The organism is Janibacter sp. Soil728, from assembly GCF_001428305.1.
Classification (GTDB): domain Bacteria; phylum Actinomycetota; class Actinomycetes; order Actinomycetales; family Dermatophilaceae; genus Janibacter.
The window spans coordinates 25,827-50,476 of record NZ_LMRZ01000007.1 but is presented as its reverse complement, the minus strand read 5'-3'; the positions used below and the strand labels follow the sequence as shown (position 1 = coordinate 50,476).

Annotated in this window: 23 protein-coding genes; 10 read left to right on the top strand and 13 right to left on the bottom strand. The window is 70.1% G+C overall.

What is annotated here, in order from left to right; genetic code table 11:
• Positions 1–39: 39 nt before the first annotated feature.
• Complete coding sequence (locus ASG73_RS16245) at positions 40–2,040, top strand: hypothetical protein (RefSeq protein ID WP_055997811.1); 2,001 nt, start codon at positions 40–42, stop codon at positions 2,038–2,040.
• An 8-nt stretch (positions 2,041–2,048) separates the two neighbouring features.
• Here ASG73_RS16245 and ASG73_RS16240 read toward each other — a convergent pair whose 3' ends face one another.
• The 3 genes from ASG73_RS16240 to ASG73_RS16230 all read right to left on the bottom strand — a co-directional run bounded on the left by ASG73_RS16240 (position 2,049) and on the right by ASG73_RS16230 (position 4,890).
• Positions 2,049–3,305: an HD-GYP domain-containing protein gene (locus ASG73_RS16240; RefSeq protein WP_055997808.1), complete on the bottom strand. Its 1,257-nt coding sequence runs from the start codon at positions 3,303–3,305 to the stop codon at positions 2,049–2,051.
• Entirely contained in the window at positions 3,302–4,372 is a 1,071-nt protein-coding gene (locus ASG73_RS16235) for an HD-GYP domain-containing protein (RefSeq protein WP_156466348.1), read from the bottom strand. Before ASG73_RS16235 ends, ASG73_RS16240 begins: the two co-directional genes overlap by 4 nt.
• Positions 4,373–4,551: 179 nt before the next feature.
• Positions 4,552–4,890, bottom strand: a complete 339-nt coding sequence (locus tag ASG73_RS16230; protein WP_055997803.1) for a hypothetical protein — start codon at positions 4,888–4,890, stop codon at positions 4,552–4,554.
• Between the two features lie 131 nt (positions 4,891–5,021).
• Between ASG73_RS16230 and ASG73_RS18665 the strand changes: the two genes are divergently transcribed.
• Positions 5,022–5,096 (top strand): 50S ribosomal protein bL37, encoded by a 75-nt coding sequence (locus ASG73_RS18665; RefSeq protein WP_370639715.1) that lies wholly within the window; start codon positions 5,022–5,024, stop codon positions 5,094–5,096.
• A gap of 65 nt (positions 5,097–5,161) precedes the next feature.
• On the opposite strand, the gene wecB is transcribed toward ASG73_RS18665, so the two are convergent.
• Positions 5,162–6,262, bottom strand: a complete 1,101-nt coding sequence (gene wecB / locus ASG73_RS16225; protein WP_055997800.1) for a non-hydrolyzing UDP-N-acetylglucosamine 2-epimerase — start codon at positions 6,260–6,262, stop codon at positions 5,162–5,164.
• 214 nt (positions 6,263–6,476) lie between these two features.
• On the opposite strand from wecB, the gene ASG73_RS16220 reads away from it, so the two are divergent.
• The 3 genes from ASG73_RS16220 to galE all read left to right on the top strand — a co-directional run bounded on the left by ASG73_RS16220 (position 6,477) and on the right by galE (position 8,503).
• Complete coding sequence (locus ASG73_RS16220) at positions 6,477–7,127, top strand: sigma-70 family RNA polymerase sigma factor (RefSeq protein ID WP_055997796.1); 651 nt, start codon at positions 6,477–6,479, stop codon at positions 7,125–7,127.
• The gene (rsrA, locus tag ASG73_RS16215) at positions 7,124–7,423 is read left to right on the top strand and encodes a mycothiol system anti-sigma-R factor (protein WP_055997793.1); all 300 of its coding nucleotides are present in this window, start codon (positions 7,124–7,126) and stop codon (positions 7,421–7,423) included. Before ASG73_RS16220 ends, rsrA begins: the two co-directional genes overlap by 4 nt.
• Positions 7,424–7,486: 63 nt before the next feature.
• Positions 7,487–8,503 (top strand): UDP-glucose 4-epimerase GalE, encoded by a 1,017-nt coding sequence (gene galE / locus ASG73_RS16210; RefSeq protein WP_055997790.1) that lies wholly within the window; start codon positions 7,487–7,489, stop codon positions 8,501–8,503.
• Positions 8,504–8,918: 415 nt separating this feature from the next.
• Here galE and ASG73_RS16205 read toward each other — a convergent pair whose 3' ends face one another.
• Positions 8,919–10,154: a fatty acid desaturase family protein gene (locus ASG73_RS16205; RefSeq protein WP_082567334.1), complete on the bottom strand. Its 1,236-nt coding sequence runs from the start codon at positions 10,152–10,154 to the stop codon at positions 8,919–8,921.
• A gap of 2 nt (positions 10,155–10,156) precedes the next feature.
• Positions 10,157–11,272 (bottom strand): ferredoxin reductase, encoded by a 1,116-nt coding sequence (locus ASG73_RS16200; protein ID WP_055997787.1) that lies wholly within the window; start codon positions 11,270–11,272, stop codon positions 10,157–10,159.
• Positions 11,273–11,439: 167 nt separating this feature from the next.
• Here ASG73_RS16200 and ASG73_RS16195 point away from each other — a divergent pair, with 167 nt between their 5' ends.
• On the top strand, positions 11,440–12,618 hold the full coding sequence (locus ASG73_RS16195; protein WP_055997784.1) for a PucR family transcriptional regulator: 1,179 nt from the start codon (positions 11,440–11,442) through the stop codon (positions 12,616–12,618).
• 50 nt (positions 12,619–12,668) lie between these two features.
• On the opposite strand, the gene ASG73_RS16190 is transcribed toward ASG73_RS16195, so the two are convergent.
• Both ASG73_RS16190 and ASG73_RS16185 read right to left on the bottom strand, forming a co-directional pair.
• Entirely contained in the window at positions 12,669–13,397 is a 729-nt protein-coding gene (locus ASG73_RS16190; protein ID WP_055997781.1) for an alpha/beta hydrolase family protein, read from the bottom strand.
• Positions 13,390–14,226, bottom strand: a complete 837-nt coding sequence (locus ASG73_RS16185) for an SOS response-associated peptidase (protein WP_055997778.1) — start codon at positions 14,224–14,226, stop codon at positions 13,390–13,392. Before ASG73_RS16185 ends, ASG73_RS16190 begins: the two co-directional genes overlap by 8 nt.
• An 89-nt stretch (positions 14,227–14,315) precedes the next feature.
• On the opposite strand from ASG73_RS16185, the gene ASG73_RS16180 reads away from it, so the two are divergent.
• The 4 genes from ASG73_RS16180 (at position 14,316) to hisN (ending at position 18,135) form a co-directional block, all read left to right on the top strand.
• Positions 14,316–14,831 (top strand): DoxX family protein, encoded by a 516-nt coding sequence (locus ASG73_RS16180; RefSeq protein WP_055997775.1) that lies wholly within the window; start codon positions 14,316–14,318, stop codon positions 14,829–14,831.
• A gap of 6 nt (positions 14,832–14,837) precedes the next feature.
• Positions 14,838–16,133: a 3-phosphoshikimate 1-carboxyvinyltransferase gene (gene aroA / locus ASG73_RS16175; RefSeq protein WP_055997772.1), complete on the top strand. Its 1,296-nt coding sequence runs from the start codon at positions 14,838–14,840 to the stop codon at positions 16,131–16,133.
• Positions 16,133–17,218 carry a ribosome small subunit-dependent GTPase A gene (rsgA, locus tag ASG73_RS16170; RefSeq protein ID WP_055997769.1) on the top strand — a complete coding sequence of 362 codons (1,086 nt, stop codon included), beginning with the start codon at positions 16,133–16,135 and terminating at the stop codon, positions 17,216–17,218. The genes aroA and rsgA overlap by 1 nt, the downstream gene beginning before the upstream one ends.
• Positions 17,219–17,346: 128 nt before the next feature.
• Positions 17,347–18,135 carry a histidinol-phosphatase gene (hisN, locus tag ASG73_RS16165; RefSeq protein WP_055997766.1) on the top strand — a complete coding sequence of 263 codons (789 nt, stop codon included), beginning with the start codon at positions 17,347–17,349 and terminating at the stop codon, positions 18,133–18,135.
• A gap of 178 nt (positions 18,136–18,313) precedes the next feature.
• Here the strand turns inward: hisN and ASG73_RS16160 are convergent, their stop codons facing one another.
• The 5 genes from ASG73_RS16160 to chrA form a co-directional block, all read right to left on the bottom strand.
• Entirely contained in the window at positions 18,314–19,105 is a 792-nt protein-coding gene (locus ASG73_RS16160; protein ID WP_055997763.1) for a hypothetical protein, read from the bottom strand.
• A gap of 211 nt (positions 19,106–19,316) precedes the next feature.
• On the bottom strand, positions 19,317–20,708 hold the full coding sequence (locus tag ASG73_RS16155; RefSeq protein ID WP_235499493.1) for a M16 family metallopeptidase: 1,392 nt from the start codon (positions 20,706–20,708) through the stop codon (positions 19,317–19,319).
• Complete coding sequence (locus ASG73_RS16150; protein ID WP_055997760.1) at positions 20,705–21,994, bottom strand: M16 family metallopeptidase; 1,290 nt, start codon at positions 21,992–21,994, stop codon at positions 20,705–20,707. The genes ASG73_RS16155 and ASG73_RS16150 overlap by 4 nt, the downstream gene beginning before the upstream one ends.
• 9 nt (positions 21,995–22,003) lie before the next feature.
• Positions 22,004–23,383 (bottom strand): NAD(P)/FAD-dependent oxidoreductase, encoded by a 1,380-nt coding sequence (locus tag ASG73_RS16145; RefSeq protein WP_235499492.1) that lies wholly within the window; start codon positions 23,381–23,383, stop codon positions 22,004–22,006.
• Positions 23,384–23,431: 48 nt separating this feature from the next.
• Positions 23,432–24,634 (bottom strand): chromate efflux transporter, encoded by a 1,203-nt coding sequence (gene chrA, locus ASG73_RS16140; RefSeq protein WP_055997757.1) that lies wholly within the window; start codon positions 24,632–24,634, stop codon positions 23,432–23,434.
• Positions 24,635–24,650 lie beyond the last annotated feature (16 nt).

Here is a 24,650-nt window from a genome sequence, read left to right as displayed (position 1 = left end):
GCTGGTGCCGCCGACTCTTTTGCCACGGAGCCTTGACTGATGCGCACCCGCCGCCTCCTCGTCCCCGCAGTGCTCACCGCCGCCCTGACCCTCACGTCCGCCGTGACCGCACATGCGGGCAACGCGACCACCGACGAGGCGCGGGTCCGGCTCACCGGTGAGCTGATCAAGACCTCCGTCGAGCATCGAGGTGACCGGCAGTGGTTCGGCGTGCGGGTCGGCGACGAGCTCGTGCCCGTCAGCGGCCGCAGCCTCGAGCACGCCCCTCCGCACGCTCAGGTGACGCTCGACGTCCGCGCCCCGCAGAGCGTCGTCGCCGCCGCGCAGGCCGGACGCACCCTCACCCTCCGGTCTGCAGGCAAGGGCCCGACGAGCCACCGCCTGGACAGTGCGGGCCTGCGTGCAGCGTCCGACGGCACACCCGCCACCTCGTCGTCGACGCTCGGTGCGGCCAGCACCGCCGTCGCCACATCGCCGGAGGGCGACCCGCTGGAGGTCACCGAGGTCGTCGAGGCCCAGCAGGCCAGCAGCGCCGACTACGTGCCCGCCACCCGTCGCATCACCTATGTCGAGGTCACGCCGCGCGGGATGACCCGCGCGCCAGCCACGACGGCCTCGATGACGGCCCAGGTGGCCGCGACCGACAGCTATTGGCGCGAGCAGTCGCGCAGCGAGCTGCGGGTCGGTGCGCCGACGATCAAGGCGCCCTACACCTCGGCCTTCGCCTGCGACAGCGACCCGATGAAGCTGTGGAACGAAGCCATCAGCAGGACCGGCTGGGCCTGGACCGACAACTCCAGCCTCGTGCTCAAGCTGCCCTCCGCGGCAGGCCCCAGCTGCGGGTACGGCCTCGGCTCCCTCGGCGACACCCCCAACTCCCCCGGCGTCCTGCACGTCTCGGACATCGCGGCACCGGTCCTGGCGCACGAGCTCGGGCACAACATGTCGATGGACCACGCCAACTCGCTGGTCTGTCCCAGCAGCTCCGACGGCCGCTACGACACCGCCACCGACTGGTGGGTCGGCTGCGACGAGATGGAGTACGGCGACTCGCTCGACATCATGGGTCCCTCGTCGCCGCGGGACCTGCCCATGCTCTCCACACCGCAGGCGCTGCAGCACGGGCTGCTCCCCCCTTCGGCAGCGGTGCAGGCCGGCCACGGCACGTCCAGCGTCACGCTCGAGCCTCTCTCCGGGCTCGAAGGCACGCGCGCGGCCGTGATCACCGACCAGAACACCAACGTGAAGTACTGGGTCGAGTACCGCACCCCCACCGCACGTGACAGCAGCAACCCGACCAACCAGGACACCGGGGTACGGGTGCTGCGCACCAGCCCGTGGTCCGGTTCTGTCGTCCTCGACGCCACCCCGACCGGCGCTCTCGACAACCACGTGGCCCTGGCGGTCGGGCGTACCTTCGCCAGCCACGGCAGCCGGATCAAGATCACCACCGTGTCCGCTGACGCCGGCGGGGCCGTGGTGCAGATCGTCAACACCTCGCAGCGAGGTGCCTTCACCGTCACGAAGGCCCCCACGATCACCGGGACGCGCGGGGTCGGCAAGACGCTCACGGCCAGCAAGGGCACGTGGTCGCCGACGCCCACGTCGTACACCTACCGGTGGAAGCGCAACGGGGCCAGCATCTACGGAGCGACAAGGCCGACCTACACCCCGACCAGCGCCGACGCGGGCCGCAGGCTCACCGTCTCGGTCGCGGCCCACCGCACCGGCTACGTCTCCAAGGCGGCGTCCTCGGCCAGCGTCGGGATCCCGATCTACGCGACGAACCGCCCCTACCTCAAGGGCACCTTCCGCTCCGGCCAGACCGTCACGGTCAGGGCCGGCGCGTGGACCCCGACGCCGACCAGCTACAGCTACCAGTGGTACCGCAACAACGTCGCGATCACGGGCAGGACCGGCACGACCTACACCCTCGCCAGCAGGGACAAGGGCACCCGTATCCACGTGCACGTGACCGCCCGCCGCAGCGGTTACGTCACCGGGGCAGCGATCAGCCTGCGCTCGACTGTCGCCGGCTGATCCTTCCGCTACAGCTCCAGCGCCCGCTCGAGCGCGGACACGACCTCCGGGTCGTAGTCGTAGCCCAGCCCGAGATGCAGCCGCTCCAGCGCGACCGCCCCCGCCCTCGGTGAGCGCGCGCCCTCGGTGATGTCGTCCCACGCGTTGGCGACGCGCACGATGCGGGAGGGAAGGGGGATGTGCTCGCCGAACTCGCGAGCGCGGCGGAAGGGGGTGCCCACGTGGGCTACGAGCGGCGCGAAGGGCGCCAGCTTGGAGGCACCGGCGATGATCTTGCGGGCAGCCAACGCCATCTCTTCGTCCTGGGCGGCGCTCGCGTAGATCGTCGCACCGCCACGCAGCGGCTCAGTCAGCCCGAGCTGACCGATGTCGTGGAGCAGTGCCGTGCGCTCCACGTCGTGGAGGCCCTGCGGGTCGAGGTTCATCTGCTGACCGATGACGCAGGCCAGCTCGACGACCCGGCGCACGTGACCGACCCGGGTGAGTCCGGCGACCTCAGGCAGCCGGGACATCGCCACGAGTGACTCGTCGACTGAGTGCCTGATCGTAGCGACGCGACGGACCGTCACATAGCTGAGCAGCACCGGGATGGTGAAGAGGGGGATGGCGGCCCAGTCGACGATGCGACTCGCCACCGCGAGGAGGGGGCCTGTCGTGATGGCGGCCGCGGAGATACCAGCGAGAGGACCCACCTCGGCGTCGAGGACGTGGGTGAGGTGGCGTCCGGCCGCCAACCCGACCAGACTGTCCAGGACGCGTTCGACGAGGCCACCGGCAGCGGCCGCGGCGAGCAGACCCATCGCCCCGAGAGCCGGATGCACGTCCGGACTGAAGGCCCAGCCGACGAGATCGCTCCCGTCGATGGTCACTCCTCGCGCGCACACGCAGGCCACTGCCATCCCGATGAATCGTGATCCCAACGATCCCTCGACGACCGACCGTCCACTGAGCCGTGCAACCAGTCCTCCCAAGAGGATGCTCAGCCAGACGACGGCCATGACGGTCGGGGCGCTCGGCTCCTGCCCTCCACCCGAGAGCGGCATGAGGATCAGGCCCAGCGCCGGAGCCGTGGTCAGGGGCGCGATGACCCGTCCGGAGATCCGCATCGGCAGCTGCTCACCGATGAAGATCGCGATGACCGCGGCGAGCGTCAGCGGCGTGATCATGCTCGGTCGAATCTCGCCGCGCAACGCGGCGACGGACCCGATGAGCACGGCAACGATGAAGAGGGCCAGTCCCGGTCGGACCCGCAGGCCGGCGATCATCCGGCAACCGCCTTGGGCAGCTGGTTCAGCTCAAGAGCTCGCCTCAGCGCTGCGACGCATGGCTCGTCAAGACTCAGACCGACCGCGGCCTCACAGCGGCTGACTGCCTCGTCGGACCGCATCCCGGCGGCGACGAGACGGCCCCACATGGCCGCGACGGCCACGACGCGGGCACCGATCGGGATGGACTCCCCCGCAAGGCCCCGTGGGCCGCCTTGGCCGTCGACCCGCTCCTGATGGGCAGCGATGAGGTACGTCGGCCGGTCGAGGAAGACGACCGAGCCGAGGACCCGACGTGCGGCCTCAGGATGGTCTCGTCGCACGATCGCCGGCGGCGCACCCTGCAGAGCCAGCTTGCCCACCTCCCGCAGGCGTGCCGCCGTCGTGACCTCGTCCACGGCGGTGGGCGCGAGCCCCACCCCCACGGCGATCGCGTTGGCCGCCTCGCCGACGAGCCGGGCCTCCTCCGCGGCACCCGACTGACGCAGATCGAGAGCCTGGACGAAGGGAGTCAGCACCTCGTGGCGGATCGCCCACTCGGACGAGTGGGTGTGCAGACCCCACTGGATGACGAGGATCGATGGCAGGAAGAGCACCGCAGAGACCCAGGCCAGGCCAGCCGGTGCCCACAGCAGGACCAACATGTACGAGGCGAGGGCATAGCTCGCATAGGGCGAGATGACCTGACGGAGGAGATCGCCGAAGATCACCCGCAACGAGCCGGCTGAGCTCAGCTGAAGGACGCCGGCGAGCAGTGCCGCGTTGACCAGACCCGCACCCACGGACGCTGCGGCCACCTGGCCCGCCAGCCAGACGGGCTGGACGTCCTCACGGACCGAGGTGAGGACAGCGCCTCCAGCAAACGCGTAGCCCGCGGCACCCGCGAGCACATAGCAGACCCGCTGGCTGGCGTTGAACGAACGCTTGAGGGGCTCGTTGCGGTCAAGCAGGACCGGCAAGGCAGCGACCAGAGCTGCCCCGACAGGACCAAGAAGGGGAATCGCCGCGATCTGCACGATGCCGGAGACCGAGACCTGAACCGCACCGATCGCTTGGGGCCGACTCACGGCTGCGACGCCGGCGACCCCGAGCATCGCGATGAGCCAACTCAGGTGTTGAGGCGGTCCCGAGGTCAGCCAAGCGACGACGAAGGCCAGGACGGCCAACGCGGCGATCGACAGGACATAGCCCCGAGTCGCTCGGAGAAGATCAGGCCCCGACTGCTGCGGGGAGTCGAGCTGGGCGCTCAGGCGTTACCGAGGTCGCTGGGACCGGTCGCAGCCGGTGCTGCCCAGTCGAAGCCGTCCGTGGCGGGGGCGGCCCAGTCGAAGCCGTCAGTGGTGGGGGCGGCCCAGTCGAAACCGTCAGTGGCGGGGGCCGCCCAGTCCAGTCCCCGCTGCGCAGCTGCCCAGTCAAGACCGGCGGGACGCATCGTGCCCCAGTCGAGGCTGAGGCCGAAGGGCAGCGCCCAGTCGAAGCCGTCGCTCTCCTGCGCGGCCCAGTCAAGCCCGTTCTGGCTCGCAAGGGGACCCGACAGGGTCAGTGCCAAGGTCGTCGCGCCCACGAGGGCCATGATCTTCTTCACAGGCTCAATGATGCCATCGATCTGACGGGGTGAGTACCCCCAGCGAAGGAGCAATCCTAAATGTCGTGACAGAATGCCTCGTTGTTACATCTCCTGCGCTCAGCGGGAGAGCCCGTACGCAAGGAGTCACCATGAGCAAGCGCGCCCGCAAGCGTCGCTCCCGCAAGGGCAAGTCTGCCAACCACGGCAAGAAGCCCAACGCCTGAGCAAGTTCTGCATCAGGGGCGGTGTCCGACTCGGACACCGCCCCTGATGCGTTCTGGCGCGAGGCTCAGGCGCCAGCCCTGCGAGCCGCACCGACCGACCCAGCGAGAACCTTGGCAATCCGCTCACCCGCATGCCCGTCCCAGAGCGGCGGTGTGTCCCACTCGGTCAACGGCCCTGTGGCCAAGACCTCCCGCACGCGATCCGGCAGGGTCTCGCGAGTGACGAGCTGATTGGTCCCGTGAGTAATCGTCACCGGACGCTCGGTGTTGGGCCGCAGGGTCAGGCATGGCACGCCGAGAATCGTCGTCTCCTCCTGGACTCCCCCGGAGTCGGTGACCACGGCCGCTGCCCCCCGCACCAGGCCCATGAACTCCAGGTACCCCATCGGATCGATGACCCGCACGCGGTCATGGTCGAGGAACCCGGCCTCCTCAAGTCGCGCTCGCCCCCGCGGGTGCAGAGGGATCACGACCTCTGCCTGGTCCGCCACAGCGTGCATGGCAGCGACGAGCTCTGCGACGTCGTCGGGGTCATCGACATTTCCCGGACGGTGCAGGGTGGCGACGATGTAATCGCCGTCGATACCGACCTCTCGGCGTGCGGACTCAGAGTCGAAGCTGTCCTTGTGCTTGAGGAGCGTGTCGATCATCGGGTTGCCCACGAAGTGGATCTTGTCGGGGTCCGTGCCCTCGTTGCCCAGGTGGGCGATCGCATCAGTGCTCGTTGTCAGCAGCAGGTCGGAGAGCCGATCGGTGACAAGCCGGTTGATCTCCTCGGGCATCGTCATGTCGAAGGAGCGCAGACCCGCCTCGACGTGCGCGAAGGTGATCCCCATCTTCGATGCCACCAAGGCCGCGGCGACGGTGGAGTTGACGTCGCCATAGACCACGACGAGGTCAGGACGTCGCTCGGTGAACAGCTGCTCGAGCGCCTGGATGACCTTCGCCGTCTGCTCGCCGTGCGCGCCCGAGCCCACGCCGAGGTTCACGTCCGGCTTCGGGATGCCCAGCTGCCGGAAGAAGACGTCTGACATCTTGTCGTCGTAGTGCTGCCCGGTGTGGACCAGCAGCTGCTCGACGTCGTACGCCGCCAAGCCTTCGAGGACCGGAGCTGCCTTGGGGAAATTTGGACGAGCTCCGGTGACGTGCAGGACAAGAGGTGCCACAGGTAGGTCTCCTGATGTGAGGGGCGTGGGCACGGTCAGTTTGGCACGAAGCCAAGCACCAGATGACGGCCCGTCAGAAGATCACCCGGGCCCGTGGAATGAGAGCAGCAGAGACGGCGTTGGACCCTGCGAAGAGCCACGACCACGCACAGGAGTCCAGGTGCTCGTACTGCACGCCGGAGAGCGCACCACCACCCCGCTAGGGTGGAGTGCGATGACTGATCCCACGACCGACGAGACGACTGCGCAGGCCGCGGCCGACGCTGCCGTCGACGTCGCCAACGAGACCACCGAGCAGCGGCGCGCGCGCTTCGAGCGCGAGGCGATGCCGCTGCTCGACCAGCTCTACTCCGCCGCGATGCGCACCACCCGCAACCCGACGGACGCCGAGGACCTCGTCCAGGAGACCTACGCCAAGGCCTTCGCCGCGTTCCACCAGTACCGGCCGGGGACCAACCTCAAGGCGTGGATGTACCGCATCCTCACCAACACGTACATCAACACGTACCGCAAGAAGCAGCGCGAGCCGAAGCAGTCCGACTCCCCCGAGGTCGAGGACTACCAGCTGCACAAGGCCGAGCAGCACACCTCCAAGGGGCTGCGCTCCGCCGAGGTCGAGGCACTCGACCGGATGCCCGACTCACAGGTCAAGCGGGCGCTGCAGGAGCTGCCCGAGGACTTCCGCATGGCGGTCTACCTCGCTGACGTCGAGGGCTTCGCCTACAAGGAGATCGCGGAGATCATGGGTACGCCCATCGGCACCGTGATGTCACGACTGCACCGCGGCCGACGTCAGCTGCGCGAGAAGCTCGCCGACTATGCCGCCGACCGTGGCATGGCCGCCGTCAAGGAGAGCAAGGCATGAGCCACGACGACGCCACCATGGACTGCTCGCAGGCGCTCTACCGGATGATGGAGTACGTCGACGGCGAGATGACGCCCGCCGACACGCTGAAGGTGCGCGAGCACCTCGCCGGCTGCAGCCCCTGCCTCGCCGAGCGCGACATCGACCAGGTGCTGCGCCAGATCGTGCAACGCTCCTGCGCCTGCGAGCCCGCTCCTCCGCGGCTGCGGGCGACGATCATGCAGCGCATCACGACGATCTGCGACGACGGCTCGTGGTCCGAGGTCACCCAGGTGCGGCACATCACCGAAGGCTGAGCGGCTTCGAGGCTCCCCGCTGGCGCGACTCGCACCTCAGCCAGCGTTACCTATGCTGGGGCCATGCGCGTCCTCGTCACCGGTGGAGCCGGCTACATCGGGTCCCACACCGTCATCCAGCTCATCGCTGCGGGCCACGAGCCCGTCATCGCCGACAGCCACGTCAACTCCCGGGCCTCGGTCCTCCCCCGGCTCGAAGAGCTCGCCGGGACCCGGATCGAGAGCCACGCCTTCGACCTGCGCGACGTGGACAAGACGTCCGCGCTCTTCGCCGAGGGCCGCTTCGACGCGGTGATCCACTTCGCCGGGCTCAAGGCCGTCGGTGAGTCGAGCGAGATGCCGCTCGAGTACTACGACAACAACCTCGGGACGACCTTCGCCATCCTGCGCGCCATGGAGCGCCACGACGTGCGCACCCTGGTCTTCTCCTCCTCCGCCACCGTCTACGGCGAGACCGACCGCGTCCCGATGCCCGAGGAGCTGCCCACCAGCTCGACCAACCCGTACGGCTGGACCAAGGTCATGCAGGAGCAGATCCTGCGGGACGTGGCCGCGACCGGCTCGGTCCAGGTCGCGCTGCTGCGCTACTTCAACCCCGTGGGCGCCCACCCGTCGGGGCGGATCGGCGAAGACCCCCAGGGCATCCCCAACAACCTCATGCCCTTCATCGCGCAGGTGGCGGTGGGGCGAAGGGAGCAGCTCCAGGTCTTCGGCGGCGACTACCCCACGCCGGACGGGACGGCGCTGCGCGACTACATCCACGTCGAGGACCTCGCCGCGGGCCATGTCGCCGCGCTGCAGTACCTGAGCACCCACCGGGACGTGCAGGTGCGCGAGTGGAACCTCGGCACCGGTCACGGCACCTCCGTGCTCGAGATGGTGGCGGCCTTCGAGGCAGGGAGCGGGCAGTCCGTCCCCTACGAGATCGTCGGGCGACGTGCCGGCGACCTGGGTTCCGTCTACGCCGATGCCTCACGCGCAGACGCCGAGCTGGGCTGGCGTGCCACCCGCACCATCGAGGACATGTGCGCCGACACGTGGCGGTGGCAGTCGGCCAACCCTCAGGGCTATCCCGCGTGAGGGGCTCCCCTCTCGCACCTCGAACAACGTGCCCGGGCTGAAGTCAGGGCCTGTCTGACACCGTCCAGGGATCGAGGCAGGCGACTCCCAGCGGTTCGAAGTGCCGGATGTTGCGGGACACCACCGTCATGCCGGACGCCTCGGCCACCGCGGCAATCAGGGCGATCACGAAGGAAGCCGCGTTGGCACAAAGTACGGAGCAACGGCGAAGGCACAGCCAACCTCGGCACTCAGCCCTATCTGCGCACCGGGAACCGGCGCCACGTCGCCGAACGCAAGAGACCCCCTTCGCGATCGAAGGGGGTCTCTTGCGTCAGGCTTCGAGACGCTTGCTGCGCAAGCTCCTCAGCCAGCGTGCAGACGCTTGCTGCGCAAGCTCCTCAGCCAGCGTGCAGACGCTTGCTGCGCAAGCTCCTCAGCTGGCGAGCTGGAAGCGGGTCTTGCGGGCGCGGGCCTTCAGGCCCTTCATGCCGGACTTGCGCAGGATGCCGACTGCCTGCGTGAGCGAGGTGTCGTTCGGCAGGGACAGGCGGATGATCTCGCTCCACGCGGAGCCGACCTGCTTGGGCAGCGAGCCGGAGACATACTCGATGCCGTACTCGGCGAAGAGCGCCTGGATCCGCGGGGCGATCTCCGGGTAACGACGGCTGGGCATGTCGGGGAAGAGGTGGTGCTCGATCTGGTAGCTCAGGTGACCGGTGGCGATGTGCATCGGCGTCGAGCCGGTGATGTTGGCCGAGCCGAGCATCTGGCGCAGGTACCACTCGCCCCGGGTCTCACCGTCGATCGAGTTCTTGGTGAAGGTCTTCACGCCGGCCGGGAAGTGACCGCACATGATGACCGAGTGCGTCCAGTAGTTGCGCACGAGGTTGGCCACCAGGTTGGCGCCGAGGGTCGAGACGAAGTTCGGCCCGGACAGCAGCGGGAAGAGCAGGTAGTCCTTGCCGGCCTGCTTCTTGATCTTGTTGACGACCTTGTCGGCCTCGGCCATCCACTCGGGGTTGTCCTTGCGGGTCGCCCAGTTCTTGCCCAGCTCGAGGTCGTACGCGGCGATGCCGTACTCGAAGAGGGTCGCGTTGATGAACTGGGTCACCGGCTGGATGAGGTAGCCCGGGTACCACTTCTGCGCGTCGTCGACCCGCATGATCCCGTAGCCCAGGTCGTTGTCGTGGCCGACGACGTTGGTGTACGTGTGGTGCACCTGGTTGTGGCTGCTCTTCCAGTGGTCCGCCGGGGTGACGTTGTCCCACTCCCACGTCGAGGAGTGGATGCTCGGGTCGCGCATCCAGTCCCACTGGCCGTGGATGATGTTGTGCCCGACCTCCATGTTGTCCAGGATCTTCGACGCGCTCAGCGCGGCGGTGCCGGCGACCCAGGCGATCGGGTTGCTCGAGAAGAACAGGGCCGCGCGGCCACCGACCTCCAGGTAACGCTGCGCCTTGATCACGCGTCGGATGTAGCGGGCATCGGCCTCGCCCAGCGAGGCCATGACGCCCGCGCGGATCTCGTCGAGCTCGCGACCGAGCTCCTCGATCCGCTCCGGGGTGAGGTGCGCGATGGGCGACTCGCGGAGGTTGACGTGGGTGTGGACGACGTCCGACTTGCCGCCGGTGATGCGGGCGTCGGGCGTGCGCTCGAGAGTGGCAGTCATGTTCACTTCTCCTTGGTCTCGATGGTGCAGGAACCTGCGACGGCGGAGATGCAAGTCTGCACCTTGACCGCTGGGTCGTCAGGAGTTGTCGTGGTCAGGTCGCCGGTGCGCAGGTCGCGCACGGCACCGTCGGTCATGGGCAGGACGCAGCTGAAGCAGATGCCCATCCGGCATCCGCTCGGCATGAGGACGCCGGCGTCCTCGGCGGCATCGAGGATGGTGGTGGCGCCGTCGAGCTCGAGGGTCTTGGTCTCCGACCCGACGACGAGGGAGGCAGTGCCCCCTTCGCCCGCTTCGACGATGGTGGGGCGGAAGCGCTCCACGTGCAGCAGGTCGGTGTGGCCCGCCGCCTCGTAGTGCGCCTCGAAGGCGTCGAGCATCGGGGTCGGTCCGCAGATCCAGGTCTCGCGGTCGCTCCAGTCGGGGACCAGCTCGTCGAGCTGATCAGGGGTGAACATGCCCTCGTCGTCGGTGTGGCGCACCATGACGCGCACACCGGGAGCGGGGTCGGCCAGCTCCTTGGCGAAGATCACGTCGTCGACCGTCGGCGCGGAGTGCGCGTGCACGACGTCGAGTCCGTCGAAGTCGTGGTTGCGCATCATCCCCATGACCGGCGTGATGCCGGAGCCGCCGGTGAGGAAGAGGACCTTGGGCGGCACGCTCTGCGGGAGCATGAAGTCACCGGTCGCCTGGTCGAGCTGGACGATGGTGCCGGGCCGCGTGTGGTGCACGAGGTGCCGCGAGACGATCCCGTCGGGCATGGCCTTGACGGTGATCGAGATCAGGCCGTCGCGGGCACTCGTGTCCGACGTCAGGGAGTAGGCGCGCCAGTGACGGCGGCCGTCGACGTCGACACCGACACGGATGTACTGGCCGGGCGAGTGGCCCTGCCAGTCCCGGCCGGCGCGGATGGTGATGGTGGCGGCGTCGCGGGTCTCGGGGATGACGGAGACGATGCGGCCGCGCAGGTCGGCGCCGGAGCGAAGGGGGGCGAAGAGGTCGAGGTACTCGTCGGGGACGACGGGCGTGGCCAGGCCACGGGCGATGCGGACTGCGGCGTCGCGGACCTTCAGCAGAGGCTGGGTCGCGGCGGCGTCTCGGGTCGCAGAGGTTGTCATGACTCCATCCTCTCGCCTCAACCCATCCGTGGCTGTATCTCGTGCGAGTAGGATTTCACCTAGTAAATTGTTCGCAGGAGACAAAAGATGAATGAGCCGCCAACGCTGGCTGAGGTGCGAGGCCGTCCACAGCCGAGCCTCGAAGCCACGATCCAGGAGGAATTCCCTTGTCGGACAAGGACGGTCGAGCCGCGCAGCGCACCGCGGACCTCACCCTCGACCAAGCGACGGTGGACACCCTTCGCGCTCACCTGCCGAGGGTGGCCAAGGTCGTCGTCGCCGACGTCATGGAGCAGGTCCCTGCCTACGACGTCCCCTTCCAGGGGCGGATGGGGCGGATCATCGAGAAGGCCGTGCAGATCTCCCTCGAGAGCTTCGTGTCACTGGCCTCTCGGTCGGCGCCCGACGGTGCGCCGGTCGGCGTGGGTGTCAGCGCCGCACGGGACCTCGGGCAGGCGGAGGCGCGCAACGGACGCCCGGTCGATGCGCTGCTCGCCGCCTATCGCGTCGGGTCACGCGCCGCGTGGCGCGAGCTGTCCGTCGAGGCGATCGCCGCGGGCGTCGATGCGGCGACACTGGGGCGCTTCGCAGAGCTGGTCTTCACCTACATCGACGAGCTGTCCGCCGCCTCCGTGGCCGGCCACAACCGGGAGACGAGCAGCGCCGAGCGCGAGCGCATCGTCTATCTCGACCGGCTCGCCCGCGGGTTGCTCACCGGGGTCGGCGAGGGCGAGCTCGAGGCCTCGGCGGCCGCCGCCCGCTGGTCGCCACCGCGCACCCTGACTGCCGTCCTGGTCCCCCGCCACCGCCTCGCCAAGACCGCCGGCGTCCTCGACCCCCGCACGCTGACTCTCGCCGAGGCCCTGCCGGGCTCCGACGACGCCCGCGCGGTGCTGCTCGTCCCCGACAGCGGCGGGCGCTCACGTCAGCGGCTGCTCGCACTGCTCGACGGGCACGAGGCCTCGGTCGGGCCGGCCCGGCCGTGGACACGCACTCACGAGTCCTACGAGCGGGCGGTGCGGGCCGTCGGGTTGCGGGAGGGTGTCGTCGACACCGACGCCCTGCTCCCCGAGCTCGTCCTGCACGCCGACCCCGCGGCGCTGGCCGACCTGCGCGCGGCGGCACTGGCTCCCTTCGACGAGGTGACGGACGGCGCCGCGGACCGGCTGGCCGAGACCCTGCGCGCCTGGCTGCTGCTGCAGGGACGCCGCGAGCTGGTCGCCGAGGCACTCCACGTCCACCCGCAGACCGTGCGCTACCGCATGAACCAGGTGCGTGACCTCTACGGCGAGCGCCTCAACGACCCCGACGAGGTGCTGGCGATCCTGCTGGCCCTGGGGCGGTGAGGCCCCTTCGAGACGGCCGCTGCCCTTCGAGACGGCCGCGGGCGGCCTCCTCAGGGAGCGGTGGACTCGAGGTGGGCGGCGACCAGGTCAGCCACGGCCTGGCCGCCGGTGAAGGAGTGGGTGCCGGGGGCTTCGTCGACATGTACGTCAGCGGACCCGTCCCCCAACGCTCCTCGCAGCGCCTCGCGGACCGCGTCGGGTGAGCCGAAGGGGTCCCGCGCGCCCTGCACCACGTGGAGCGGGAGTCCGGCCTCGACCGGGAGGACGAGCTCGCCGATGCGCGACTTGTCCGGCCCCTTGCCCGGCGGCACGAGCGGGAAGGACAGCGCCAGCACCCCGTCGGCGCCCAGCTCGGCCGCCAACCGGCAGGCCACCCGGGCCCCCGCGCTGCGGCCACCGAAGACGACCCGGTCGGCCAGGTCGCCGCGCACCGCGACGACGATCTCGCGCCACGCAGCATCGAGCTTGGGCGGCATGGGCGCCACCTTCTTGCCCGCGACCCGCCAGGGCATCTCGACCAGCGCCACCTGCCAGCCGTGCTCCGGCAAGGTCGCGGCGATCGCGGCGAGGTCCTTGGCGTCCACCCCGCCACCGGCCCCATGGGTGAGGAGCAGGGAGCCTCGGGTCGTCCCCTTCGCCGCGGTGATGTGGATGCGGGCGGGGCCCTGGGCGGTGGAGGCTTCCCTTCGAGCCCCTTCGAGACGGCGCTGGCGCGCCTCCTCAGGGAGCGTGGGGCGCCGGCGCTGGCGCGCCTCCTCAGGGAGCGTGGGGTCAGCCATCGTGGGCTCCGTGGATCTCCCCGGTCTCCGGGTCGACGGCACCGACCAGCTCGGAGGCCGGCAGCGGGTCGAGCAGGTGCGGGCCGTTGTTGCGCGTCGCGTTCACCGCGGTCGAGACCGGGTGCGCCGCAAAGCGACCCGGCCGGGCGAAGGCGAGCAGCTCCCCGACCTCGGCGAGGTCCGTCAGGCCCGGGTCGAGCCAACGCGTCCAGTCCTCGCGCTCGAGGACCAGCGGCTGGCGGTCGTGGATGCGGTCCATGCCGGGGTCGGCCGCCGTCGTGATGATCGTGAAGGTCGTCAGCCAGGCATCGGGATCGTCGTTGTCGGCGATGGCCCGGTCCCGCCAGAACTCGTACAACCCGGCGAAGGCCAGCGGCTCGTCGTCGCCCCGGTGGATGAAGAAGGGCTGCTTGCGCGGCTTGCCCTTGCTGTCGGTCGCCACCGGCGAGGCCTGCCACTCGTACCAGCCCGCGGCCGGCACGAGGCAGCGACGGCTCGCCGCAGCCTTGGCGAAGGAGGACTTCTCCAACACCGTCTCGGCGCGGGCATTGGTCATCCGCAGCCCGACCTTGGTCTCCTTGGCCCACGACGGCACCAGCCCCCACGTGAGCAGCCGCAGCTGACGCAGGGGGTCCTTGCCCTCGGACGCCCGGCTGAGCACGACCGGTGCCTGCTTGGTCGGCGCCATGTTGAAGTCAGGTCGCCCCGCAGGCGGGTCCTGGGGCGACTTCAGGAGTGAGCGCGCCGGGTCACCGACCCGATCGGCGTCGATCTCGAACTCCTCGATCAGGTCATCCGGGTTGGCCGTGGCCGCGTAACGTCCGCACACACCCTCGAGCGTAGGCCGCCGAGCCGACTACGGTAGAGACGTACCGCCGGGAACCTCCCGGTGACGTCCCCCGACCAAAGGGAGCAGTCATGATCGTTCGTCGTATCGCCCGTCCCATGCTGGCCGGCATCTTCATCTGGGGCGGCATCAACGCCCTGCGTTACCCCAGCGCCCACGCGCCCGCCGCCGAGACGGTCACCAAGCCGCTCGCCGCCAAGACCCAGCTGCCCGACGACACCGAGCTGCTCGTGCGCGCCAACGGCGCCGCGATGATCGCCGGTGGCGCCCTGCTCGCCACGGGCAAGTTCCCCCGGCTGGCCTCCACGGTCCTCATGGGCACGCTGACGCCGACCATGGCCACGCACGACTTCTGGGCCGAGTCCGACCCGCAGGCCAAGGCCGGCAAGATGACCCAGTTCATCAAGGACCTCAGCCTCATGGGTGGCCTGATGCTGGCCGCTGTCGACACCGAGGGCAAGCCCGGCGTCGCCTACCGCGCCAAGCTCGCCGGCGCGAGCGTCGAGCGCACCGCGCGCAACGCCCGCAACACGGCTCGGCGCGAGGCCAAGCTGGCCGCCCTCCAGGCAAAGAACGCGGTGTCCTGACCCGCGATGACCAGCCCTGATTGGCATGCCCCGGCAGCGTCCGGCCGCCTCGATGCAACCGTGACGCTGCCGGGTAGCAAGTCCCTCACCAACCGGTACCTCGTCCTCGCCGCCCTGGCGTCGGACACCTCGCGCCTGCGCCGCCCCCTTCGCTCCCGAGACACCGAGCTGATGGCCCAGGCCCTGCGCCAGCTCGGCGCCGGTGTCGACGACGCCACCTCCACCGGTGGCTCTCCCGACTGGCTGATCACCCCCGCGACCCTGCGCGGTGGACGCCCCGTCGACTGCGGCCTCGCGGGGACCGTCATGCGCTTCCTCCCGCCCGTCGCGGCCCTGGCCGGTGGCCCGGTGCCCTTCGACGGCGACGAGCACGCCCGCGTGCGGCCGATGGCCGCGGTGATCGATGCGCTCCGGGACCTCGGTGTCACCATCGATGACGAAGGGAGGGGGACCCTCCCCTTCGTCGTCCGGGGACAAGGGTCCGTGCGTGGTGGCACGGTCGTGGTCGATGCGTCCGCGTCCTCGCAGTTCATCTCCGCGCTGCTGCTCGTCGGGTCACGCTTCGAAGAGGGCATCACGATCGTCCACGAGGGCAAGCCGGTCCCCTCGCTGCCACACATCGAGATGACCGTGGAGACGCTGCGCGACGCCGGCGCCGCGGTCGACGACTCCGAGGCCAACACCTGGCGGGTCGAGCCGGGGGAGCTGCTGCCGCTCGACGTGACCGTCGAGCCCGACCTGTCCAACGCCGCGCCCTTCCTCGCCGCGGCCGTCGTGGCTGGTGGGTCGGTCTCCGTCCCGGACTGGCCCACGCACACGACCCAGGCCGGCGACCGGATCCGCGATGTGCTCGAGCAGATGGGCGCCGAGGTCAGCCTCGACTCGCGCACCCTGACCGTGACCGGCGACGGGCGGCCGCGCGGGATCGACATCGACCTGCATGATGCCGCCGAGCTCACGCCCGTCGTGGCTGCCTTGGCGGCCTGCGCCGAGGGCCGGTCCTGGATCCGCGGCGTCGGACACATCCGGGGCCACGAGACCGACCGGATCGCCGCGCTCTCGCGCGAGCTAGCCGGCCTGGGCATCGGGGTGACCGAGCTCGAGGACGGGTTGCAGATCGACCCGGCGCCCTTGCGCGGCAACACCTTCCACACCTACGCCGATCACCGCATGGTGATGGCCGGTGCCGTCGTGGGGCTGCGTGCGCCGGGCACGATCGTGCAGGACCCGGGCACTGTCGGCAAGACGCTGCCCGAGTTCGTGCAGCTGTGGGAGTCCATGCTCGAGGCCGCGGCACGCTGATGGGCCGCTCCGCGAGCAGCTGGGACGAGCGGGACGTCCGGGTACGACCCAACCGGCGAGGCACCCGTCCCCGCACCAAGGACCGCCCGAAGCACGAGGACGCCGTCGTCGGGCGGGTGACCGCTGTCGACCGAGGGCGCTGGACGACGCTCGTGCCCGCCGGTGACGGCCTCCCCGAGCGCATCGTGATCGCCATGCGCGCGCGCGAGCTGGGCCGCTCCCCCGTCGTCGTCGGCGACCGGGTCGCGATGGTCGGCGACACCTCCGGCCAGCCCGACGGCCTGGCGCGCATCGTGCGGATCGAGGAGCGCGCGACGGTGCTGCGGCGCACCGCCGACGACACGGACCCCTTCGAGCGGGTGATCGTGGCCAATGCCGACCAGCTCGTGGTCGTCGCCGCACTGGCCGATCCCGTGCCGCGTCCCCGACTCATCGACCGCTGCCTGGTCGCGGCCTACGACGCCGGGATGGACCCCCTTCTCCTCCTGACGAAGTCCGACCTCGCGTCCGGTGAGGACTTCCTCGCCCAGTACGCACCGCTCAACGTGCCGCACGTGGTGACCTCGGTGCTCACCGAGGGCAGCGAAGGTCTGGCCGAGCTGCGGCGGCGGCTCGCCGGGCGGGTCTCGGTGCTCGTCGGGCACTCGGGCGTCGGCAAGTCGACGCTGGTCAACGCGCTCTGCCCCGACGCCCACCGTGCGACGGGCCACGTCAACGACGTCACCGGTCGCGGACGGCACACCTCCACCAGCGCTCTGGGGCTGCGACTGCCCGCGGTCGAAGGCCTCGAGATCGACGGGCGTGAGATCGACGTGGACGACCCGGACGCACCCGGGTGGATCATCGACACCCCGGGGATCCGGTCCTTCGGCCTGGCGCACGTGCAGCCCGACCACATCATCCGACACTTCCCCGAGCTGGCGCAGGGCGCCGACGCCGGTTGCCCGCGCGGCTGCACCCACGACGAAGCCGACTGCGCCCTCGACGCCTGGGTGGCTGCCGGGCACGCCGGGACCGGCGGAGAGCAGCGACTGGACTCCCTTCGCCGGCTGCTGCGGGCACGATCGGGCGAGGACAGCCATTAGCCGGGGACTCTGCCGTTGCTCCGTACTCTGTGCCAGTCTCGCTCCGGCCAGTCTCGCTCCGGCCAGTCTCGGAGTCCGCGCCGGCAGTGAACTACTGCCTGCGCCGGGCCGCCGGGTACGTTGACCGGATGGCGACTTCCCAATATGCCGACGACCTGCGACTGGCCCACGTGCTGGCCGACCAGGTCGAGCGAATCACGATGTCCCGGTTCCAGGCAGATGACCTCGTCGTCGAGTCCAAGCCCGACCTGACCCCCGTCAGCGACGCCGACCGCTCCTGCGAGGAGGCGATCCGCGCGCAGCTGTCGCGATCTCGCGGGCGCGACGCGGTCCTCGGCGAAGAGTTCGGCAACACCGGGAACTCGCAGCGCCGCTGGATCATCGACCCGATCGACGGGACCAAGAACTACGTGCGCGGCGTCCCCGTGTGGGCCACGCTCATCGGGCTCGTCGACGGCGAGGACTGCGTCATGGGTCTCGTCGCGGCTCCTGCCCTCGGTCGGCGCTGGTGGGCAGCCAAGGATGCCGGTGCCTGGACCGGGCGTTCCCTCGCCCAGGCCAAGCCGATCGGCGTCTCCAAGGTCGCCAGGCTCGCCGATGCCTCCATGTCCTACAGCTCGCTCGACGGCTGGCGCGAGAGTGGCCGCGGGAGCAACTTCCTCAACCTGACCTCGGACATGTGGCGGACCCGGGCCTACGGGGACTTCTGGTCCTACATGCTCGTGGCCGAGGGTGCCGTCGACGTCGCCGCCGAGCCCGAGCTCGAGCTCTACGACATGGCCGCGCTGGTCGCGATCGTCGAGGAGGCCGGCGGTCGGTTCACCTCGCTCGACGGCAAGCGCGGCCCGTGGGGTGGCAATGCCGTCGCGAGCAACGGGCTGCTGCATGACGAGGTGCTCTCGCGCCTGACCCCCTAGGGCGGTCCCAGCCGCTGCCCTGGGTTCCCAGCACCCCAGCCTTGGGTCCCACCAGCCCCAGCAGTCACGCGGGCCGCAAATCACCAGCTGGTTGTGTGTTGAAGTGGGACTCCTGCTGCCAGCACGCCCATATACGGGCTGCCGGCATCTGGGAGCCCACTTCAACACACAACCACGCTCAGCAGGCCCACTTCTGGGGTGGATCGAGGTGCGCACCCGACCTGATGATCCGCAGGAGGTCGGCTGAGGTCTCACCCCATCCCGGCATGACCTGGCCGTAGGTCAGTCGTGAGGTGAAGTACCCCAGCCGCAGGGCCCTCAGGTCCCGGGCCCGGTCCGTGGCGTACGTGTCCTCGCCCGTGTGGTGTGCCCGGCTGTCGCACTCGATGATCCACCGTCGGCCAGCCACGTTGTCCACCCAACCGACGCCGGGGATGTGGACCTGGGGCGTCACGGTCACGTTGTGCAGCTGGAGGAAGAGGCGGACCTTGCTCTCGGTGCCAGACTGAGCCAGTCCCGAGGCCCGGGCGAGCACCCGCGCAGCAGCCCGGGGTGCGGCCTTGGCCAACGCCCTGACCTCGCTGGCGGTGACCTTGCCCTGGTGGAGGGCCGAGTCAGCGAGGATCCCGACGTCCAGGGGCGGCAGGCAGCGTGCGGCGTGCTCGAGCAGCAGCCGCGGGCTGGCGATCACCGACTCCTCGGGCCAGTCCCGGTGCCATCCGTGATCGCCCCACGTCGGATCCGCGACCCGCCGACCGTATCCGTGCGCTCCCTTACCCGGCACCCAGAGTCCGTGCTCGGTGGCGGCCGTCAGACAGGTGGGGCGCAACCCGGCGGCCAGGACGGCGCGCACGTCGATCGATGTGTCGGGCGAGACGTAGTACCTGCCCGCGCGAAGCATCTCACCTGCGGCCACGAGCGCCGCCAGCTCGCGAGCGCTCCCCGCCCACTCCTGTCTCTCACTGATCATCTGCCCAGCACAGCGGCTGGCCACTCAGGTCGTCAGGGGCTCATGGAGTCTGGGGACAGCGCCCTGCGACCCGGGATGGTTGTGTGTTGAAGTGGGACTCCTGCTACCAGCACGTCCATATACGGGTTGCCGGCATCTGGGAGCCCACTTCAACACACAACCGGGCCCGCACAGCTCAGACAGGCCGCACAACCCAGAGAGTCAGGCAGGATCAGTTGGGGACGACGGTGACCGGGCCCAGCCCGAGCGACTCGACCTCGTCGCGGTAGAGCTGCGCGTCGCCGACCACGATGATCGTGCGCTCCTGCGAGACGTGCTCACGCCACGCGGCGTCGAGGTCAGCGGGAGTCAGCTCGCGCATGGCGGCGATGACGTCACTGGTGAAGGTCAGCGGCAGGTTGTCGCCCGCCAGCCCGCTCGTCTCGTCGGCGATGGCGTCGGCGGTGTCGTAGCGACCCGGGGCGGTGAGGGTCATGAAGTCCACGCCGGCGCGCGTCTCCTGCTCGGTGAGCCCGGTGCCGACCTCGCCGAGGATCTGGGTCAGCAACCGCAGCGAGTCCACGGTCGAGTCGGCACGCACCGACCCCGAGACGGTGAAGGCAGAGCCGATCTGCCGCGGACGGAAACCGGCCCGGATGCCGTAGGTGTAGCCCTTGTCCTCGCGCAGCACCTCGTCGATGCGGGCATTGGGCGCGCCACCGATGACATATCCCAGGATGGGGAAGGGAGCCCACCCCGAGTCGACTCGCCGGTCCGGTCCGGGGCTGCCGATGAGGATCTCCGACTGGACGGACCCCGGCCGGTCGACGAGCACCACGCGCGCGGCATCGGCGGCTCGCGGCGCGGGGGCCGGCTCCACCGACGCGGTCCGCCCGGAGGTGGTCCACGCACCCAGCGACCCGGCCAGCAGCGCGTCGACGTCGACACCGGTCAGGTCGCCTGCGACGACGACCGTCGCGCCCTCGGGGTGGACGTGCTCGGCGTGGAAGTCCACGACGGCCTGACGGGTGATCGCGGCGACGGTGTCCGGGGTGCCCGAGCCCGGACGGCTCGCACGGCTGCTCGCGTCGTAGTAGGTCTTGGCCCACTCCTTCAGTGCCCGCCGGCCGGCCGAGGCCCGCTCCTGCTCGATCTCTGCCAGCCGGGTGCGGGTCAGTCGCGCGACCTCTGTCTCTGCAAACACCGGCTCGCTCAGGCACTCGGTCAGCAGGGCCAGCGCCTCCTCGAGGTTGCGCTGCGGCACGTCCATGTCCACCCCGAGGGCGGCCTCGCTCATCCCGGCTCCGATGGCGACGCCTCGTCGCTCGAGCAGCTCGGACAGCTCACGCTGGCTGTGGGTGCGCGTGCCCTCGTCGAGCAGTCGCGCCATGATCCACGCGACCCCCTCGATCTCCCGCGGCTCGTGGCGCAGGGCAACCGGCACCGTGGCCCGCACGGAGATCACGTACTGCCCCGGCACGTCGTGGACGAGGGCGCGGATCCCGTTGGGCAGCACCAGCTCTCGTGGCTGGGGGAAGTTCCACTCGCCGGGAGCCCGGACCTCCGGGCGCGGCTGGACGCTCGCGGTGCTCGCGCCCGTGTCACTCATGCTCGTGTCACTCATGCGACCTCCTCCTGCTCGTCTGCCGCGCGGTAGACGACAGCGGCTCGGCTCTGCGGCCGCAGCCACCGGTCGGCAGCCGCGCGGACGTCGTCCGGGGTGATCTCGGCCAGCCGGTAGAGGAAGGTGTTGATGTACTCCGGGTCGTCGTGGAGGCACGTGTAGTGACCGATGATGTCGGCGCGCTCGTCCTTGGCAGCCAGGGCCGAGAGCCAGCCACGCTCGGCCTGGGCGCGCACCGCCTCCATCTGCTCGGGCGTCGGTCCCTCATCGGCGAAGGCCGTCAGCTCGGCGCAGATCTGCTCCTCGAGCTCGTCGGTGTCAACCCCCTCGGCGACATCGGCGACGACGAGACCCAGCGAGACCCCGTCGACGAAACCCATCGCGCCGACGTCGATGCTGTTGGCGACCTGCTCGTCGAGGACCAGGTGCTGCTCCAGCGGGGAGAAGCTCAACCCGCCCAAGCAGTCCAGCGCCATCGAGGCGGCCAAGAAGTCACGGCGGGTGTCGCCCCCTTCGGCAGGGAGACGGAAGGCGAGGTGGATGCGGTCGTTGGGCACCTCGTCGACGACCTCGACCCGGACCGGCTCGGTGAGGGGCGGAAGGGGGGCGACCGGACCCCGTCGCGGCGCGGCCTTGTGGGTGATGTGACCGAAGTACTGCTCGACGAGCGCGAAGGCCCGCTCTGCCGTCACGTCACCGACGATCGCCATGACCGTGTTGTCCGGTGCGTAGTGCGTGGTGAAGAAGTCGTGCACGTCCTGCACCGACGCGGCGTCGAGGTCTTCCATCGAGCCGATCGTCGGGTGGTGGTAGGGGTGCCCCTTCGGGAAGATCGTCGCGTAGACCGTCGACAGCGCTTGGCCATAGGGCTGGTTGTCGTACCGCTGACGCTTCTCCTCCTTGACCACATCACGCTGGTTGTCGAGGTTGGCCTGGTTGACCGCCGCGAGCAGGTTGGCGTGGCGGTCGGCCTCGAGCCAGAGCGCCAGCTCGAGCGCGCCCGAGGGGATCGTCTCGAAGTAGTTGGTCCGGTCGAACCACGTCGTGGCATTGAGCCGGCCACCGACCCCCATGAGCGCCTGGAAGTGCTCGCCGTTGTCGACGTTGGCACTCCCTTGGAACATCAGGTGCTCGAAGAGGTGAGCGAAGCCGGTGCGCCCCGCCTCTTCATGGCGTGATCCGACACCGACCCACAGGTTGACCGTGACGGTCGGGGTCGTGTCGTCCGGCTGCACGACGACGCGCAGTCCGTTGGGGAGGGTGTGCTCCTCGAGGGTGAAGTGCATGACCGCACCCTACGACGCGTCGCGCTGCTCCTCGTGACCGCGCCGCGGCAGCTCCGGGTAGGCCTGGGGACCGAGGTCCTCCATGGCACGCCGTGCGAAGACCTGCTGCATCGTCGTCACCCGCTCGTTGCGGTTGTTGCCGACGAAGGTGATGATCCAGTTGAGCAGGGTGGAGACGCGGTTCTTGAAGCCGACCATCGCCATGAGGTGCACGGCCAGCCAGGCCAGCCAGGCGATGAAGCCGGTGAGCTTGATCTTGCCGATGCTGGCGACGGCGGAGTACTTCGAGATCGTGGCCATCGAGCCCTTGTCCTTGTAGACGAAGGGGGCCTGCGGCTCCTTGCCCTCGAGGCGGCCGACGATCTCCTTGGCCGCGTAGCGACCACCCTGGATCGCCAGCTGGGCGACGCCCGGGTAGCGCTTGAGGTTGATCATGTCGCCGATGAGGAAGACCTCGGGGTGACCCGTGAGCGTCAGGTCCTCCTCGACGTGGACGCGACCGGCGCGGTCGACCTCGGCGCCGGCCTGGTCAGCGACCATCTTGCCCAGCGGGGAGGCAGCGACGCCGGCGGCCCAGACCTTGGTCATCGACTCGATGCGGCGGTGGGTGCCGTCCTTGTCCTTGACCTCGATGCCGGTGCCGTCGACCTGGGTCACCATGGCGCCGAGCTGGACCTCGACGCCCCGGGCCTCGAGGCTCTTGCGCGCCTTGCCACCGAGGTGGTCACCGAAGGAGGGCAGCACCTGGTCGGCGCCGTCGAGGAGCACGACGCGAGCGTCGCGCGGGTTGATGTGGCGGAACTCGTGGGCGAGCGTCTTGTGGGACAGCTCGGCGATCTGACCGGCCATCTCGACACCGGTCGGGCCGGCACCGACGACGACGAAGGTGAGCATCCGCTCGCGGTCCTGCGGGTCGGTCGTGGTCTCAGCCAGCTCGAAGGCGCCGAAGATGCGGCCACGCAGCTCGAGGGCGTTGTCGACGTCCTTCATGCCCGGCGCGTAGCGGGCGAAGTGGTCGTTGCCGAAGTAGGACTGCCCGGCGCCGGCGCCGATGATCAGGCTGTCGTAGGAGGTGACCGTCTCCTGGTTGAGCGAGCGGGAGGTGACCGTGCGCGCCTCGAGGTCGATGTCGTGGACATCCCCGAGGATCGTGCGCACGTTCTTGTCACGGGCGAGGATGTCGCGGGTCGCCGGGGCGATGTCGCCCTCGGAGAGGATGCCCGTCGCCACCTGGTACAGCAGCGGCTGGAAGAGGTGGTGCCCCGTACGCGAGACGAGGGTGACCTCGACGTCCTTGCCGCTCAAGGCCTTGGCGGCGAAGAGGCCGCCGAAGCCGGATCCGATGATGACGACACGGTGCTTACCAGAGGGTGCGCTCACGTCTCCCATTGTGGACCAGCCCGTGATGCGGAGGAAATCGACGACGTATTCCTCTGGTCACAGGGGCCACAGGCGTGCTATGGGCGCGACCTGGAGAAGTCCGGCGCCCAGCACGCTGGCGCCGATGACCACGGCCCAGGCGGGCACCTTCCACACCGCGAGCGCGACGAGGGCGACCGCCGCGACGACCATGGTCCCGGCACCCGTGATGCCCTGCGTGAAGACCGGGTCGTAGAGCGCGGCGGCGAGGAGCCCGACGACCGCCGCCCCTGCCCCCGCCAGGGCGCGGCGAGCCCGGGCCGAGCGACGCAGCCGCTGCCAGAAGGGCAGACCGGCGACGACGAGCAGAGCCGATGGCAGGAAGATCGCGAGCAGCGCGACGAGGGCCCCGAGCGGAGCGCTCTGCCCGGGCACCAGCGCACCGAGGTAGGCGGAGAAGGTGAACAGCGGCCCGGGGACGGCCTGCGCCGCGCCATAGCCGGCGAGGAAGTCACCGTGCCCGATCAGGCCGGTGCCGACCGTCTCGGCCTCGAGCAGCGGCAGCACCACGTGCCCGCCACCGAAGACGAGCGACCCGACCCGGTAGAAGGAGTCGACGATGCCCAGCGTCGGGTCGTGGACGAGCGCCGCGAGGACGGGAAGGGAGATGAGCAGCCCCACCCAGATCGTCAGGGCAGCGAGGGCGGTGCGTCGCCGGACGGGGACGGCCTCGTCCTCCTCGTCCGTGGTCGGGGCCGCCGGGAGCCAGAGCAGCCCGGCGAGTGCACCGAGGACGATGGCGGCGACCTGGCTGGCCGCCGACGGGAGCAGCAGGACGACCGCGAGCGCGGTCACCGCGATCGTGGCGCGACGCGGCCCGACGGCGAGCGTGCGCGCCATCCCGATCACCGCGTGGGCCACGACGGCGACGGCGGCGGCCTTGAGACCCAGCAACCACCCTTCGTCCCCGGTGACACCGATCGCCCGCGCGCCGAGGGCGAAGCCGAGCATGAGCAGGGCCGAAGGGAGGGTGAAGCCCACCCAGGCCGCGGCCATCCCGAGGTACCCGGCACGGCGTAGCCCGATCGCCATCCCCACCTGGCTGGAGGCCGGTCCGGGGAGGAACTGGCAGAGCGCGACGAGGTCGGCGTAGGCCGTCTCGGTGAGCCACTGGCGCCGCACGACGAAGGCCTCGCGGAAGTAGCCCAGGTGCGCGACGGGCCCCCCGAAGCTGGTGAGCCCGAGGAGCAGGAAGACGCGGAAGACCTCGAGCGCACGCACGACCTACCCTGCTCTC